This is a genomic window from Brevibacillus sp. HB1.2, assembly GCF_013332495.1.
GTDB lineage: Bacteria > Bacillota > Bacilli > Brevibacillales > Brevibacillaceae > Brevibacillus > Brevibacillus porteri.
On the sequence record NZ_JABMIU010000026.1, the window covers coordinates 1 to 15,172 of the forward strand.

Here is a 15,172-nt window from a genome sequence, read left to right on the forward strand (position 1 = left end):
GTAATGGAGAATGCAGCTTTTTTTGTGTAATAAGTGTAACCGTGCAGAACGAATGCACGGTTTTTTTGTTTTCTTTTTTTGTCCCTCTATCATCCCCTACGCTAGAAACAATGGAGAGGAGGGGAAGAATGTCTATTCATCCGTTACGACTGTTGGCTATATTGCTTCTCGCTACATGTATAGGTATAGCGTCTTACACCATTTTGAAACCACATCAGGTGACCTATATACAATTACGATCATCAGTAGAAAAAGAAAGTGGCCAATTACTGGAAGCAAAGGATATGGAGCCTTTGACATTGAGATTGGGAGGGATTTTTCAACGACCCATTGCTCCAATTCCAGGCTTGATTCCATGGGAAGAAGGACAGAGTCTTGTCGGTTTAGCATTCACTCGTCACGTGAAGGGAGGTCGCCCGTTATTGCAAAGTGATTTGGAGCAAACAAGTAGTGCACAAGGCAGCGGGGTGATAACAGAAGAAATGACAGGTATGAGCATTCCCATAGACAATGTAGCAGGAGTTTCACCGCATGTATCAAGCGGAGAAAGGGTACATGTCTATGCTTCTTTTGAAGATGAGACAGGAGCACATTCTGGACTCCTATTGCAAAATATGCCGATCATTGGCATTCAACGCGAAATGGAAGGTGATCACCCCAATCTGGTAGCTGTTACTCTCTCCCTGACACGTGATGAGGCTGTTCTGCTAACACACGCACTTCATTATGGAAAAATCAGATTGGGCTTGGCCGCAGTGAAGGATGGGGGAAGTCCGGGAATAGGAGACGTAAAATTCGCTGCAGAGTTAATGAAGACGAAAACACGCTGGGGTATTCAAAAGGAGGAGCAGGAGTGAAAAGGCGTTTGCTCATAGTAGATGATGATCGAGATTCAGCCCGTTTGTTAACGGCTCAACTTATAAACAGCAGATGGGTAGAAGTGTGCGGGGAAGCACTCGGAGTGGAAGAGGCATGGGCAAAATTACAGGCAAACCAACCCCATTTGGTATTGCTCGGTGGTATAAAGGGAACGGAAAGAGGTGTGTTGTGTCAGCAATTTCGGCTAGCCTTTCCTCATCTTTCATTTATTGCTGCTTGCTCAAGCGATGAACTGATGTGGGAGCCGTTTTTCCGGAACTTAGGTTTATGGGTTATTGCCAAGCCCATTGAACCTGGGCAAATCGAAGCGTTAGCCATGATGATACAGCCTCAAGGCATGGGAGCAGAAGCTACGCCACAACAACACCAGTATGTAATCCAGGAACAAACCAAGAGCTATCCGAGCCAGACGCCTTCATTCTCCGAGCCGATTACAGATAGACAAGTCCCTGAAATGACTCGTTCCAAACAGCTTATTACTGTTTACGGTCCAAAAGGTGGCGTAGGAAAAACATTTATTTCTCGTGAGCTAGCGATTTTCTTTTCCATGCAAAAAAAAGAAGGTCTCCCATTGCGGGTAATTGCTGTTGACTTCAATCTGGATCTCGGTACATTTGCAACTACCTTAAATCTCCCTCGTACTCCTAATCTTTTTACGTGGGTAAAGGATCTTGATGCTCAGTTGCATTCGTTTATTCAGAGTCAAGGAAATGACCCTTATTCCATAAGCAGTGAGGAATGGCAGGAATACGCACAAGCCTTGCCGTTATCTCCACAACAAATCGAGAAATATGTGGTTGCTCATCCTGATACGGGATTGCATGTACTTACCTCCCCCCGTGATATTCGACAAAGCTTTGAAATCCGTGACTATCATTTATATCTGATTCTCGAAACGTTAAAACAAAGCGACTACGACGTCATTCTGATCGATACGGCTCCTGATACAACAGATGCAACGATTCAAGCTCTGTTTTTTGCAGAACATGTCGTGATGGTGGGAAATCCGGTGGTAGACTCCATTGAAAATATTCAACGATTGCTGAAACTGTTGAGAGAAGCAGAGTACCCTGAAGAACGCATTCAAATTTGCATGAATCGTTTGCAACGGAAAGAAATGTTTACCTTAGATGAAATTCGTGCCTACTTTCAACTTCACCCTAGCAAAAAAATCTTCTCAATACCTGACGATGTAGAAGTAAAAAAATCGATTAACACCGGAACGCCAGTCATGCTCCAGTCAGGGAGAATTCCGGCCAAGGAAGCCATTGAGACACTAGGAAAAGCACTGTTTCCTGTAGATGGGGAACAAGTTAAGGCTATTGGAAAAGAGAAACAAAAAGAGAAAACATCTCTCTTCAAGTGGTTATGGGGATAAGGGAGGGTATCATGTTCGATAAAAAACAGTTACTAGGCATTTCTAATCAAGTCCGCACAGCGCAAGAATTACGGTCAGCGGGGAGGGGAATGGCGGGAGTACCTTCGACGCTTCACGAAAAAATGCATGCCCCCGAACACGAGCGGACGAATGAAAAATGGGTCGGGACAGATAGGGAAACATCGATTCGTACCCAGATTGTTGAGAAATACGGAAAACGATTATGGGAGGAAAAGCAGTCCCCACTCTTTTTAGATGAGTTGATGACAGATCTTCGAATGCTGTTGGAGTCGCAAACGACACTGACATCCATACAAATGGAAGCAGAAGTAAAACGATTGCTGCATTCTTTGACGGGTTGGGGGCCATTAGATGCTTTGTTAGAGGATAACGACATTACGGAAATTCTTTTTCATCGCTATAACTATCTCGTCATTGAAAGAAAAAGTACTGGTCGTCTTGAATCGCCAGACATTGCTGTTTTTCGCGATGAGGAAGAGCTGCTGCGCTTATTGGAACAAATTGCAGCGACAATGGGGCGTGAGTTTAATGAAACAAAAGCAGAGCTGCATACACAGCTTCCGGACGGTTCCCGGGTTGCTGCTACGCATCGCTCTATTTCTCCCGATGGTCATATGCTCACGATCAGAAAACACCGTGAGTTATTCAGCGAGTCCGACTACTTGCGGTATGGTTCCATATCCGAGCCGATGCTTCTCTTTTTAAACAGAGCCGTCCGATTATCTCGTGCATCTGGCATTGTTAGTGGAGGAACAGGCTCAGGCAAGACACATATGCTCAATCTCATCTCCCAATATGTTCCTGATCATTTAAGTATTATTACGATCGAGGATGTTTTGGAGATGAAGCTTCAGCATCCTTTTGTGCGCAGATTTTTAGCGAAACCTGCGAATTATGAGGGGAAGGGTGGGTTTTCGATCAAGGATTGTGTTCGTTTGTCCTTGAGAAAAAGGCCGGATGTCATTATGGTCGGTGAGACACGAGGTGGCGAAATCGTAGATATGCTTTGGGCGATGAATACGGATCACCCTGGTAGCTGGAGCACAGCACATGCAAACTCACCGCGAGCTTTGGTCGATTCAACATTGCCCATTTTATTTGGAAAAGCAGATGAAGGGTATAGTGCTGAGGAGCGCAATTTAATGATCGGTTCAGCACTGGATCTGATTGTTCAAGTAAAACGTTTTGAAGAAGATGGCAGTCGCAAGGTGGTTGCGATAACGGAGGTAGTGGGGACGGGTCAATCGCATGAAGAATGGATAAAACGAGCTTGCAACATTAAACAGGTTCTCCCTGATCGGGTGTACTTACAGGATATTTACGTGTACGAAGCAACTGGGGTGGAGAATGGGAGAGTAAAGGGCCACTTCAAATGGACAGGCTATCGCCCAGAGCGACTGATTAAGCGATGGCTAGAGAAAGGCCTGTCACGAGAGGAGATTGAACAAGTCTTTTTCACCACACCAATACCGCTATAGGAGGAGAAGGCATGGATATTAGCTTACCTATTGCGATAGGGATGGGGATGGCCATCCTGTTATTGATCATGCCCAACAAATTGTTTATGCGAGAACCGACGGGGAAGCACGAAATTGTAGAAGTCCTGCAACAGGACAGAAAAACAATTTGGAAGCAGTTTGAGGAGAGGTTGGCCAAATCGCGCTCAGGATGGGGGATAAACCAGTATGTGACCCTCTCTTTTTTATTGGGGATCGCGTCCTTTGGTGTGAGTAGTCAGATCCTACAGTCTTGGTGGATGGCATTGCCTGCTTTGCTGGCAGGGATTATGTTTACCGAACGGTTGGTGAGTGTATGGGGAGCTCGTCGAAAGGACGATTTCGAAGCAGGCAATGTAAAAGCGATTCGTCTCATGGCCAGTTCTTTACGTACTTCTCCATCGTATTTGCATGCGTTTGAACAGGTAGCGGCTAGTCCATTCTTATCAGAAATTGTATTAGAGGAATACAGGCGTATTGTAGAGCTATTGCGGGCACAAGTCCCGTTGGAGCACGTAATGAATCGATTCTTTGAACGTACAGGATCAGCAGATGTCAAATATTTAGCGACCATTGTTCACATTCAACGTGAGATGGGCGGAGATATGGCCAAAACGCTCGATTTGGCTGCCTCTTCGATATTGCGGCGCCGACAGTCGCTCCGTAGACAAAAAGCAGCAATGGCGCAGATCGTCGCACAAGTGAATTTACTAAGTGTCATGCCGTTTGTTTTTGTCATTGCGTTGTATGTGAATAATCCCAATCATTTCGACCCACTAACGGCCACAATAGGGGGGAGATTGCTTATTTTGGGAAGCTTGGCTTCTATTTTGATTGGGGGAGAAGCAATTCGTTATGTTGCGCATAAAAGCATAAGCAGGGGAGCATAGGAGAGGGTGCAATGTTCGTTCTCGTTACTAGTATATTGGTGAGTGTTGCTATATTTCTGTACGGTCTTCCGTCATGTGTGAGTAAGGAAGAACCATTCTCCGCCACGCTTTTGGGCAGGATTGATTCCGAGAAACAAGCCAAGCTTGAACAATCGTTTCAACATGGACGAAAAAGGTGGACACTGGTTCGAGGCTTGGAGAAAAATCAGGTACTGCTACAGCATTTTTACAAATGGACGGGTGTCGATAAGAAAAAAATAGAGGAAACATTGGCGCGTTTGGGGATCGAGATAAGCCTGACAGAGATTGTCTTGTTCCGGCTCATCAGTATGTGTTTCATAGCTTCATCTCTAGCTTCATTGGCAATAAGCATGGTTAACGGTGAAAGAATCGGTATGGTAAATGGTCTCCCCTTAACGTTTAGCTTATTTTTGTACTTGCTTCCAAACATGCTGCTAGATTGGGCGGACAAGCGGGCAAAAGCTGAAATTCGTGCGCAGGTTCCTATTTTTTTCAGCATTGTGCAATCACTGGTGGAAGCAGGCATGCCATTGCAGCAGGCTGTTAAGCAGACAGCGAGACGGTTTGATGCAAGACTGGGCAGAGAGCTTGCGAGCCTAGAAATGGGAGAGAAAAGGCATGGGAACTGGAGAAAGGCGCTTGAAGAGTTGGCCTTTCGGTGGGAGGTAGATTCGTTGACTACAATCGCGCTGGAGATGAACGAGGCGATGAAAAAAGGGGTTAGCCTATCACAAATGTTGTCTGTCCAAGTAGAGGAGCAAGTGAGACAACAAGAAGACGAAGCTGCTACCCATATGAATCGGTTAAATATCAGGTTATTGCCTTTTGTCATTTTGTTAATGGGTCTGCCGCTGTTGTTCTTGGTGATGGGTCCTGCATTCATTGGCATCGGAGAAAGCTTGTAGAAAAATTAGCGAATGTAAATATTTTTGCGAGAGGCACTGTCTTTTGGCAGAGTGAAAATAGAACCAAAATCTCAATGAGGAGTGAATGGAATGGGAGCCATCGCAGATTACGTCAAGCGTTTTTGGTATGAGGAGGACGGTGTTACGATCGTGGAAATGGTCATTATCATTGCCGTCATCTTGATTGTACTTATTCCGACACTGACACAACTAGGCACTGCCGAAGACGAGAAGCTGAAGGAACTGCAAGAAAAGATAAGCAAATGACAAACGTAGTCTTGCTGGGCGTGTTAGGAGCGGCAGCATGGACGGATTGGAGACGAAGAAAAATACCGAATACTCTTGTTTTTCCAGCGATTACTGTCGGCTTATGGTATCAGTGGGAAGGTGAATTATTAGCCGGAGCATTGTTAGGTGTGGCAGGAGCCTTTTTGTTGACAGTTGGTCCCGTAATCTTAAAAGGGATGGGGATGGGGGATCAAAAGTTGCTGATGGCTGTTGGTGCTTGGACGAGCTGGAGTGTGGTGTATTCTTTGTTTTTGCATTCCATCGTTTTGTGCCTGCTTGTTATGGTGTTCTATCCGCAAAATTGGGCTCGCTTATGCAACAATCTTCAAATCATAGCAGCCGGATGGTCAGCTCATCGACAAGTATGGCTTCCAGGCAGGGAAAAAACAGCCTTTTCATTCCCCTACGCGGTATATTTGCTGGTTGCTTTTGTGTTCCAATCCGTACGAGATGTCATCGGAGCAAGCGGATGATCACACGCATGGGACGAGTGATACGTGCGAGGGTGAAAGATGAGCGAGGCAGCCAAATGATTGAGTTTATTTTGGTGTTTCCTTTAGTTTGGATCTTGATCGTATTCTCCTTTGACCAATTCAGCATGATGTACAACAAGCAAAAGGCATTGGCGGCTGCGTATGAGGCAGGGAGAATTGCTGCAGTGCAGCCCAATTTCGGGTTGGCCAAATTCCATGCGAAAGAGCGAGGTACATCAGAATTAGAACAAGGTATCGGAGTCCTTCACAAAGATGTGCAGCTGGAGCTTGATGGGAACGGCTGGAGAAAAGGTAGTCATGTAAAAGCTGAAGCAACAGTTTCATTTCGGCTTCTCGCTACGGGGGAAATATACGAGATAACCGAAAGCTATCACATGATGGTTGAAAATGCGGAGGAGAAGCAATGAATGATCTGTTGCACCATTTTTTGTTTCGAGTGAAGGAAGAGCGCGGGGCAACCATGATTACTGTGCTCTTCTTTCTCTTCTGCTTAGGCAGCCTGCTCTCTATCCTGTTATTTTTGGAGCAGACAGATTATCTAAAAATGAAGATGCAACATACAGCAGATCTGATTACCAAAGGATCGCGTGCGGCTGGAAAATGGGAGTACGAGGATTCAAACGGTGATAAGCAAATCAGATTGTTTGCGACAACAGAAGAAGCAGAACGGCGTGATGCGGATATCATTCGCGGGGCACGTGAAGAAGCGGGGATTCTTTGGAGATTAAACAGGCCGAATCTGGAGGGGACAAGTGATGGGTTCTCTGTCATTCACCAAAAAGGTGAACGGCCTTATTTGTACTTGCAAGGAATCTATCATTTAGAAGTAAAGGTTGAAAAGAATATATCTGTATTTTGGGATGAGCTGTTTGTAAAAATGAACAGAGTCTCCCAGTCTGGAGTCTATGAATAAAGTCACAATTTTGAACAAAGGTACTGTTATTTTTGTCCTAATCCCGCATGGTAATTTAGTAGTATATTCCAGAAATGGGGATAGGAGTGAGATGACAGTGCCTTCAAAAATAGTCGATCGGTACAAACGAATTCTTAACGGAGAGCAAAAGCGTTTTTCCCCGTATGAGTTCGAAGATGTGCAGTACCGTAAGCAAAAAGTCCAGTTAGTTGTCAGATATGCGATTGAAAATGTGAAAAGATGGACGCCAGAGCAGGCGCGGCGTGAATTGAGCTTGCAAGATGTTAAAGAATTGAAGCTGCATTTAGTAAGGGAATTTATTGAACCGCCTATCGAGGCAAAGGCTGAGGATGTGTATTATTTCGTCGAATTTGCTTATCCGTATTTACCTCGGCTTTCAGAAGAGCAACGAGTGCTATGGGTTTACCATGAAGTGCTTTCAGGCATAAGACGTCATTTTCCCCCATCTTATTTTCAGAGCATAAAGGGTGAGGAACGGGCAAAAATATGCGTCGACTATATGTGCAGGCATCTACTAAAGCTGACAGATTTGCGTCAACTGCCAAGTATCTTCAGCAAAACAGAGAGAGCATATACGCTCCTGAAAACATATAAACTCAAGATTCTCGTCGATACACTCTACTTTTCACCATTTGATATGGTCACTGAAATGTATCCCGAACTTAGTGATCCCTCTTATTGGGAAGAGTTATAAAAATATTTGCACAACCCTGCTGTCTTTTTTTACGGTAGAGATAGTTTCATAGGCTTATAAGCAGATGAAACGGCCGTACTCTACAGGTGAGAGAAGGAGGCGTTGCGTATGGCAACAGTAGAGGCTCACCAGAAATGCTCTGCATCCGTGGAGCAGCTTCTAGGGCGACAAGTACGCTACCAGAAGCACAAACCCGGCAGGTATCTTTCAGTGGAAAGAGTTCCGCAGGGAGCGTTCCAGATCGAATCTGTACATCGATTTGGAGACAGAGTAGTACTCAATGACGGACTGATTGTAATGGAGAATGCTCCAACCGTCATGGAGCGCGGGGGAAGGATCGCTCTTCTTTTCGCGACCGGAGAAGAACTTTACTTTGTAACTGAGTAGGTTCTCTGAATCGCCTTGCACGGGTGCGTGTGAGGCGACCCATAAAGCGAAATGCCTGGTTTATCAGGCTAAATAAGATTCGACGAGTCGAGAATGCTGTTGGAGAATATCTATCGCTCTATAAAAAGGAAAATGGGGGTATTTTGACGTGTTGGCAAAGAGTGCAATCGAATTAGTCAACCGCTGCTATGAGGAGACAAACAAGCTGACATTGTTGTCATTGGAAGAGTTTAAGGAATCCTTTATTGCTTTTGTTTTTGGAGATTACCAGGAAGAGTTTATGGTTCAGTATGATCTGGAAGAGTTTTATGAGCATCTGAATCAGCTTCAGTTATCGAATTGCCGGAGAGATTTTGATCGAGCAGTTGAGGAATGGTACATCACAGAGTATGGAAGCGGGTATAAAGGCGTCAGTTATCATGACATTTTGTTTACGCTAGTAAAGGAAGCAGTCGTTCAATACCAATCGCCCAATCGGATAGCACTCATCCGGGACGTAACCAAGCTCCTTACTATGCCAAATGGATTCCTTGCCCGTTGGCAAAATGGGCAGATACGTGAGCGTCCCATCCCCACATATTTTAAATACTTGATGAAGCTTGGAGTACGTACACATGAAGATATTGAAACGTTGGTAGACATGTGGCTGGTAGAGTACCCAAACGCATTTAATAAAAAGCAGCAGGAGCTATTTGCCAATCCACCGAGAAGAGGAAGACCTAACAACGTCGAGCTCGCTCTGTTAATCGAGCTAGCCATGAAAGTGAGACCAGAAATGACAGCTCAGGAACGAGAGCGGCTGCGCAAAATATACTATTATCATCGCAAGTCCCTCACTGTTCGAGAGATGGTTGAGAAATTTGAGAAATACATTGCCAGTAAAAATAAATCAAATGATTCCCAGGTGGGATAATCATGTTTCACCAAATGAGCCGCTTTGTCTCCAGGTTCCGAGATTTGGAGCAACAGGAGTTTTCACAGTCAATTGAGGAAGAGCGGCATTGGAGAGTGCTTAAAGAAAAGCTTGCTTTGCCACAAATAGTTGAGCAACAGGAGTCGTATCAGCGTAAATGTATTGCTGTTATGAGTTTGTATGCACAGGCTGGAGCTAGTTTTCTTGCAAGTAACCTAGCGTATGCATGGTCAGGAAAAGGCATTCCTGTCACCCTTTGCGAGTTACCAAAAGTGACTTCCTATTATTATTTTGCACTTGATTTTGAACGTAGAGTTCGACAACAAGTAAGAGATTCTCCTACACCATCGCTCCTCATGCAGAATAACCATCTTCGCATCCAGATAGATTCCCCAGCACAACTTCAGCACGAATCTTCTCAAACAGATACAGCCAACTGGTTACTACGGATTTGTAAGGATAGTCCCATTGTTGTCATTGATGTTTCTTCCTACTGGAATGATCTCTACTCTAAACAAATTTTTGAGCATGCCGACGAAATATGGGTAGTATTTGATGCAGATTTGGCTAGACTTACCCGTTTGTTCCTGGTAGATCAAGCCCCTGCTTGGTGGAAGACAGAAAGAAGAAAAATAAAAATGATAGCAAACAAGTGGAATAGCCAATTGTCTCGGACAAGCGTCATGAAAAAAGTAGAAGGAACGCTCTCATTATGGGATCAGCAGCCTGGAGCTGCACAGGTAACTGACATGATTCCGTTGATGGATGGAGAGAAAACAGCAATGGCAAGTGCTAAAGCCAACCTACTATTGGAGCTTTTCCCAGAGGAAGAGATCGAGTTTCAGTCATTGATTCATGCTTATAAAGGAAGGATGTTATGAAGAAGCAAACATTGCTTGTCATTTGCTTAATTTCGTTTCTGCTAGCAGGGTCGTCCTTTTATGCAGCCACTCAGTATATTGACGCGATGGCTGCGGAAAAGCTGTTTGCCCCAGTTGTAAAAGTAGCTGCAGGGAAAGAAATATCAGCCTTCGAGCCGATTACACAAGATGATGTGATACTTGTACAGGAAGAAGTGGATGAAATTCTTCCAGGCTCAGCGCGTGATTTGGATACTGTTCTGGGGAAAAGGAGCACGCAGACTATATATGAAGGCGAACAATTATTAGTGGAAAAGCTGACAGATACGCAGCTTTTACCAGAAAAAGGGGAGGCGCGCTACGAGTTCCCCCTACTATCCATTCATCCTTTAACGGAATTACGCAAAGGCGATCATGTGAAAATTTGGGTCAAATACAAGAATCTCTCGGAGCTGCAAGACTATCCTGCACCACTGCATTTTCGAAAAACCAATGATACGGCAGATTTGTTATTTGAAAGTCAGCTTGCAAGCGTGAGGGACAGTAATGGTATTGAGATCTATACATTAAAGCCGAGCTTGTTGCCATCGCCTGATCAGATGGATTCCATCTTTCATGGATCACGAGAAAAGCCGTTGCAGAATGGCGAAAAACGATATCGTGACTACCGGGTTCAGCCAACAGCACTACCAGCTTTTATCGGCTTTAATTTGACAGACGAGGAGTATGTGATAGTAAGCGAGGCAATGTCATATGGGATGCTTCAGGTAGGTCATATCATGGGTTCAAAGGAGCAAGCGTCATGAAAATTTTAGTTTGTTATCCGATGAAGTCACTCGCCAAGACGTATATGCCTGTGTACAGTGATGTACTGGTAGCTGAGTCGGCGGAGGAGTTTTCGCGGCTTGTGCAGCTTTATATGCCAGAAGCTACCGTGATCTTTTCTGAAATGTTCACCTCTCCCGTTTGGGAATGGCTTCCGGCTCTGAAAGCACAGCTCCCGCCTAACTCACCGTTAATTATTGTTCCTCTCTATCGGGATGAGAAGATGATTGAGAAGGTAGCGGAGGAGTCTGAGCTAGAGCATGTATACCTGTTATCAGCTCATTTATCTCAAGAAGAAATACGCCATCAAATCAGTCTGATTCTAGGCCTTGTGCAAGAGTGTGCAGATATCGGATCGTCAAAAGAAAAGGGGCTGGTTTACGCTTTATTGAGCTACGGAGCTTCTGGCATTACTACCTTTTGTATTAATTATCCCGTCATACTAGCGAGACAGCATCCTGAAAAGCGAATTGTCGTACTTGATATGAATGACGCTAAGCCGGATTTAACACGTTTCTTCAAACTCCAACAACATCAATTATCTTCATTTCGTCCTGACTTTATCGATATACAAACAACTGCCAAGCGTAACTGGAGCAAAGTCTGCAAACAGAGCGTACACTTGCCTAATCTGTATTACGCACATGCTGCTAGCAAATGGAAAAGCTCAGAATTAAGCAATCTAATTAATGTGTTTCGCATGCAATTTGACTTTGTCTACGTCGATTGGGGTTACTGCTTTCCTGAGTCTGAGACTCTACAGCGATTGCTTCATACTGTTGACCGCAATCTTTTATTCGTGAGAGCTGATCCCTTTAGTATCGATAGTGCCAGAGAGTGGCTGCATAAATGGAGAGAAAGAGGAGTGAAATGCGAGGTTCTGCTCAGTCATTTAGAGCCTGGGCAACCCTTTCGAATCGGGGAGGATGTTTCGGTCTACGGAGTAGTACCACGAATTTCGGAGAGCAGGCTCAATCAATCTCATCAGAGCTGCAGTGTATTAATAGAAGAGTTTTTCCCTCCCAAATCCTACATCAGCAGTTTGAAGGAAATTGCTAAGGCACAATATATGGATAAAAGTGCGGTGTTTTGCTGATGAGAGGGATAGAACGAGAACAACCAGTTGGATCGGGCATCCAAACCATCGAGGACATTAAACAAGCAGCAAGAGATTATTTAAATCATTTTGGCAAAACGCGAGAAGAGAAGCTAGAGATGCAGCGAATTCTCGCTTTGGCAGAACAGGGAGATCGTGATAGTCACAACCATATTATTCTTCGCTTGCAGCATTATTTTGAGGAAGTCCTCCAACGACCAGTAACCGAACAAATTTTGCCGCATGTCAACGGTTACGAAGGGCTCACCTTTTCTACATACGGGTGGGGCATACTCGATGCGGTCCTCCATTTGTCTCCGTGGGTAGAGGAAGTGCGAATTTCTGCAAACCGCAACATTGCCTACTTGGAGCAAGGGGTCAAAAAATTTCTCTCTTATACACCAAGCTGGAAAGAGGTTGAAACCCTCCAACAAAAGTTGACCAATACAGCGGGGCTATCTTTTAACGAGAAAAAACCTAGATTGAGCGGATACTTACATTCACTAAAAGCGAGATTGACTATGTTTACTTTCCCTTATTCTAGAGTACCGACCATTCTGGTTAGACGATTTACAACGCCTACCTTTTCACTCGATCAACTCCGTACACAGCAACAGCCAGCCTTCGACGAAAGAATTCAATGGCTAATGGAACAGCAAGTATACGGACGCAGCAATGTACTGGTTATTGGACCGATGGCTGCAGGGAAAACAACATTGATGATGTGTATGATGAAGCTGAAGGACCCTCGGACAGAATATGTCACGATCTTTGAAAGTGAACATGAGATGCGATTTGGTGATATTTGGCCAGGTGAAGTGATTGAACTCCAAAACGTGGAGGAAATCGGCATTGAATTAGAGCATTGCTTCAAAGACATGTACCGATCAACCGCAAATACGATTTTGATTGGAGAAATTCGCGAGCCCATAGAAGCGTACCATTTTATAAATGCCGGAATCAGAGGGACGGACGCTACAATCGGAGCGATGCACGAACGATTTGCGCATAGAGCGTTACATGATTTGACCGATCTTGTTTATCAATACGGAGGACGGAGTGTCGAATTGACCCAGGAGCGGATTAGCAGGGCAGTCAATTTTGTCAATTCGCTTACATACCGCAACAGTGGTCACCGTTTTATTGATGCCATTCATACGACGGAGTGGAATTCATCTTTTAACCGAGTGGAATCTATTCCCCTAGTAGGTCGGAACATGCAGACGGGAGCTTATGAATGGATGGGAAATCAACTGAGCCCACATTTAGTTGAATACATGTGTTACGTCGGCAAAGCAGACATTGAAGTGTTGAAAGAGCTACGTCTTACCGATATAGGCAGGCAGCTATGATTTACACATTTCTTTTCCCGGTGTTTCTATGTCTCTTCTCTGGCTTTCTGTTTCTCGGCTTACACCTGTATAAGGGATGGAGAAGTCCACGCGTATTCTTCCCGCGTACAGTTGAGGTATGGAGAGAGAAATTTTTAAGGCATTCAACCCGGCGCATGATGTATGAACGTTTTGAACGTTGGTGTCAAATCGTGGGAGGTACACCAGAAGGGTACTTATTACTATCCATGATTGGCGGGATTGCGGGATTCATCTCGGGTATTTTGTTAGGAAATATGATTGTATCCTTGTCGCTTTTTCTCTTATTCCTCTTGCTGCCAACACTGATTCTATACGCACGCTATACCGTACAAATGAATAAAAAAATCAGCTCCTTCTGTCGATTCGTAGAGTTGTTTGCCCGTTATTATAACAGTCGCAAAAACATCGTCCTTACCTTTCGCGAAATGATAGAGGAATGCCCCAAAGAGTTATTACCTGACCTCCTTCTGCTAAACAATAGCCTTTCGGATGGGGGAAACTCGGTTGCGGCAGTAGAACAATTTGCGAAGAGACTGGACCATCCGTGGGCTTTTGATTTTGCAACGTATATTTCCAGCGGTTTGGAAGGAGAAACAGAAGATATTCAATCACCTTTAAACCGGTTAACGAATGAGATGTTTGTACAACAAGATGAAAAGCATGAGCGTGATAGTGAAATATACTCCATTTGGATCAGCCTGCTTATCGTCATAGCGATTTGCATTTGTTTGATCCCCTACAACCAGGGGTTGCTTCGAGATTCCTATCGTCTCTATTTCTACACGCCAGATGGACAGGCCATATTAGCAATTGCGGCGACTGTGTGGACTTTTTCGATCCTGTTGGCGTTTATTTGGGGAAGGAGATATCGCTAATGCCAATGCTAGTCATGTATACCTACCTTGGGTTAGGCGCTCTATTTGTTTTTAGTGCGACGTTTATGATCGGGAAGTATTTGTTTCACAAGCAAAAGCCGAAGCTGTTTGTTTCCGGGGCGTGGTGGGGAAAGTGGGAGCAGGCACTCAAGCCTGACGAAAACGACAAATGGGATCAGTTACTATCACGAGCAGGAAGGCCTTTTGGATGGGGAAAACCGGAGTGGGTGTTTCTGCAATTGTTGACTGGAAGTACCGTTTGCATCCTGATTCTTATGTGGGTCGTCGTGAGTCGAATGGAATCATTTCCACTTCTGTCGATGTGCCTGGCATCTGCAGGGAGTTACATGCTTCCGTACATGGGCTTGAAGATGTGGGCAAATCACAGGGAGGATATGCTGAGCACAGATATCGCCAGATTTATCAATCGCTATGTGACCCTTCTAGAAAATCAGGTGCCCATTTACAATGCCATGGTCAAGGCAGCAAGACCGACTAGAAAGCTAAAGGAGTATATCCCTACTTTATCTGAGTGGAACAGGGACTCTAATGAAGCACTTGAGAGCTTTAAACGCAAGATTGGCGTCGACGACGGAATTATCCTCGTATCGAGCATGCGTACAATTGAAACGCTGAGCGAAGGACAAGTAAGTGCAACTATGCAACGAATGGAGTGGGCTGTCGATCATCGACGAATGTTCCGTCATCGAAAAAAGATAAAGTCTTTGGGGATCGGCTACACGGTTATTGTCTACCCGGCATTTTACATGGGATTATTGGTCGCCATGTTTCCCTGGTACAAGCTGCTTACAGAAATTCTGGATAAATATTTGATCTGAGGAG

General features: G+C 44.7%; 18 protein-coding genes. All 18 read left to right on the forward strand.

Annotated features, from left to right (window positions below; all coding sequences use genetic code 11):
* Nucleotides 1-128: 128 nt before the first annotated feature.
* The 18 genes from cpaB to HPY28_RS29085 all read left to right on the forward strand — a co-directional run bounded on the left by cpaB (nt 129) and on the right by HPY28_RS29085 (nt 15,168).
* Entirely contained in the window at nt 129-857 is a 729-nt protein-coding gene (cpaB, locus tag HPY28_RS29000; protein WP_174231891.1) for a Flp pilus assembly protein CpaB, read from the forward strand.
* Nucleotides 854-2,257 (forward strand): CpaE/TadZ family protein, encoded by a 1,404-nt coding sequence (locus HPY28_RS29005; RefSeq protein WP_017246978.1) that lies wholly within the window; start codon nt 854-856, stop codon nt 2,255-2,257. The genes cpaB and HPY28_RS29005 overlap by 4 nt, the downstream gene beginning before the upstream one ends.
* An 11-nt stretch (nt 2,258-2,268) precedes the next feature.
* The gene (locus HPY28_RS29010; RefSeq protein WP_173624474.1) at nt 2,269-3,756 is read left to right on the forward strand and encodes a TadA family conjugal transfer-associated ATPase; all 1,488 of its coding nucleotides are present in this window, start codon (nt 2,269-2,271) and stop codon (nt 3,754-3,756) included.
* Nucleotides 3,757-3,767: 11 nt separating this feature from the next.
* Nucleotides 3,768-4,664, forward strand: a complete 897-nt coding sequence (locus HPY28_RS29015) for a type II secretion system F family protein (protein ID WP_173624473.1) — start codon at nt 3,768-3,770, stop codon at nt 4,662-4,664.
* 11 nt (nt 4,665-4,675) lie between these two features.
* On the forward strand, nt 4,676-5,590 hold the full coding sequence (locus HPY28_RS29020; protein WP_173624472.1) for a type II secretion system F family protein: 915 nt from the start codon (nt 4,676-4,678) through the stop codon (nt 5,588-5,590).
* A 90-nt stretch (nt 5,591-5,680) separates the two neighbouring features.
* On the forward strand, nt 5,681-5,857 hold the full coding sequence (locus HPY28_RS29025) for a hypothetical protein (protein WP_017246982.1): 177 nt from the start codon (nt 5,681-5,683) through the stop codon (nt 5,855-5,857).
* Entirely contained in the window at nt 5,854-6,351 is a 498-nt protein-coding gene (locus tag HPY28_RS29030) for an A24 family peptidase (RefSeq protein ID WP_173624471.1), read from the forward strand. The genes HPY28_RS29025 and HPY28_RS29030 overlap by 4 nt, the downstream gene beginning before the upstream one ends.
* The gene (locus HPY28_RS29035) at nt 6,348-6,779 is read left to right on the forward strand and encodes a TadE/TadG family type IV pilus assembly protein (protein ID WP_173624470.1); all 432 of its coding nucleotides are present in this window, start codon (nt 6,348-6,350) and stop codon (nt 6,777-6,779) included. The genes HPY28_RS29030 and HPY28_RS29035 overlap by 4 nt, the downstream gene beginning before the upstream one ends.
* On the forward strand, nt 6,776-7,285 hold the full coding sequence (locus HPY28_RS29040) for a hypothetical protein (RefSeq protein ID WP_017246985.1): 510 nt from the start codon (nt 6,776-6,778) through the stop codon (nt 7,283-7,285). Before HPY28_RS29035 ends, HPY28_RS29040 begins: the two co-directional genes overlap by 4 nt.
* A 97-nt stretch (nt 7,286-7,382) precedes the next feature.
* Nucleotides 7,383-8,000 carry a DUF4046 domain-containing protein gene (locus HPY28_RS29045; RefSeq protein ID WP_026042923.1) on the forward strand — a complete coding sequence of 206 codons (618 nt, stop codon included), beginning with the start codon at nt 7,383-7,385 and terminating at the stop codon, nt 7,998-8,000.
* A gap of 108 nt (nt 8,001-8,108) precedes the next feature.
* Complete coding sequence (locus HPY28_RS29050; protein WP_017246987.1) at nt 8,109-8,387, forward strand: hypothetical protein; 279 nt, start codon at nt 8,109-8,111, stop codon at nt 8,385-8,387.
* Nucleotides 8,388-8,535: 148 nt separating this feature from the next.
* The gene (locus tag HPY28_RS29055; RefSeq protein ID WP_069853023.1) at nt 8,536-9,300 is read left to right on the forward strand and encodes a hypothetical protein; all 765 of its coding nucleotides are present in this window, start codon (nt 8,536-8,538) and stop codon (nt 9,298-9,300) included.
* A 2-nt stretch (nt 9,301-9,302) separates the two neighbouring features.
* Nucleotides 9,303-10,181 carry a CpaE/TadZ family protein gene (locus HPY28_RS29060; protein ID WP_017246989.1) on the forward strand — a complete coding sequence of 293 codons (879 nt, stop codon included), beginning with the start codon at nt 9,303-9,305 and terminating at the stop codon, nt 10,179-10,181.
* Nucleotides 10,178-10,966, forward strand: coding sequence for an SAF domain-containing protein (locus HPY28_RS29065; protein WP_017246990.1), 789 nt, complete (start codon nt 10,178-10,180; stop codon nt 10,964-10,966). The genes HPY28_RS29060 and HPY28_RS29065 overlap by 4 nt, the downstream gene beginning before the upstream one ends.
* A complete protein-coding gene (locus HPY28_RS29070) occupies nt 10,963-12,081 on the forward strand; it encodes a hypothetical protein (protein ID WP_017246991.1) in 1,119 nt (372 codons plus the stop codon). The genes HPY28_RS29065 and HPY28_RS29070 overlap by 4 nt, the downstream gene beginning before the upstream one ends.
* On the forward strand, nt 12,081-13,433 hold the full coding sequence (locus tag HPY28_RS29075; RefSeq protein WP_174231892.1) for an ATPase, T2SS/T4P/T4SS family: 1,353 nt from the start codon (nt 12,081-12,083) through the stop codon (nt 13,431-13,433). Before HPY28_RS29070 ends, HPY28_RS29075 begins: the two co-directional genes overlap by 1 nt.
* Nucleotides 13,434-13,624: 191 nt before the next feature.
* Complete coding sequence (locus tag HPY28_RS29080) at nt 13,625-14,329, forward strand: type II secretion system F family protein (protein WP_238144591.1); 705 nt, start codon at nt 13,625-13,627, stop codon at nt 14,327-14,329.
* On the forward strand, nt 14,329-15,168 hold the full coding sequence (locus tag HPY28_RS29085; protein WP_174231893.1) for a hypothetical protein: 840 nt from the start codon (nt 14,329-14,331) through the stop codon (nt 15,166-15,168). The genes HPY28_RS29080 and HPY28_RS29085 overlap by 1 nt, the downstream gene beginning before the upstream one ends.
* The last annotated feature ends 4 nt before the right edge of the window (nt 15,169-15,172 follow it).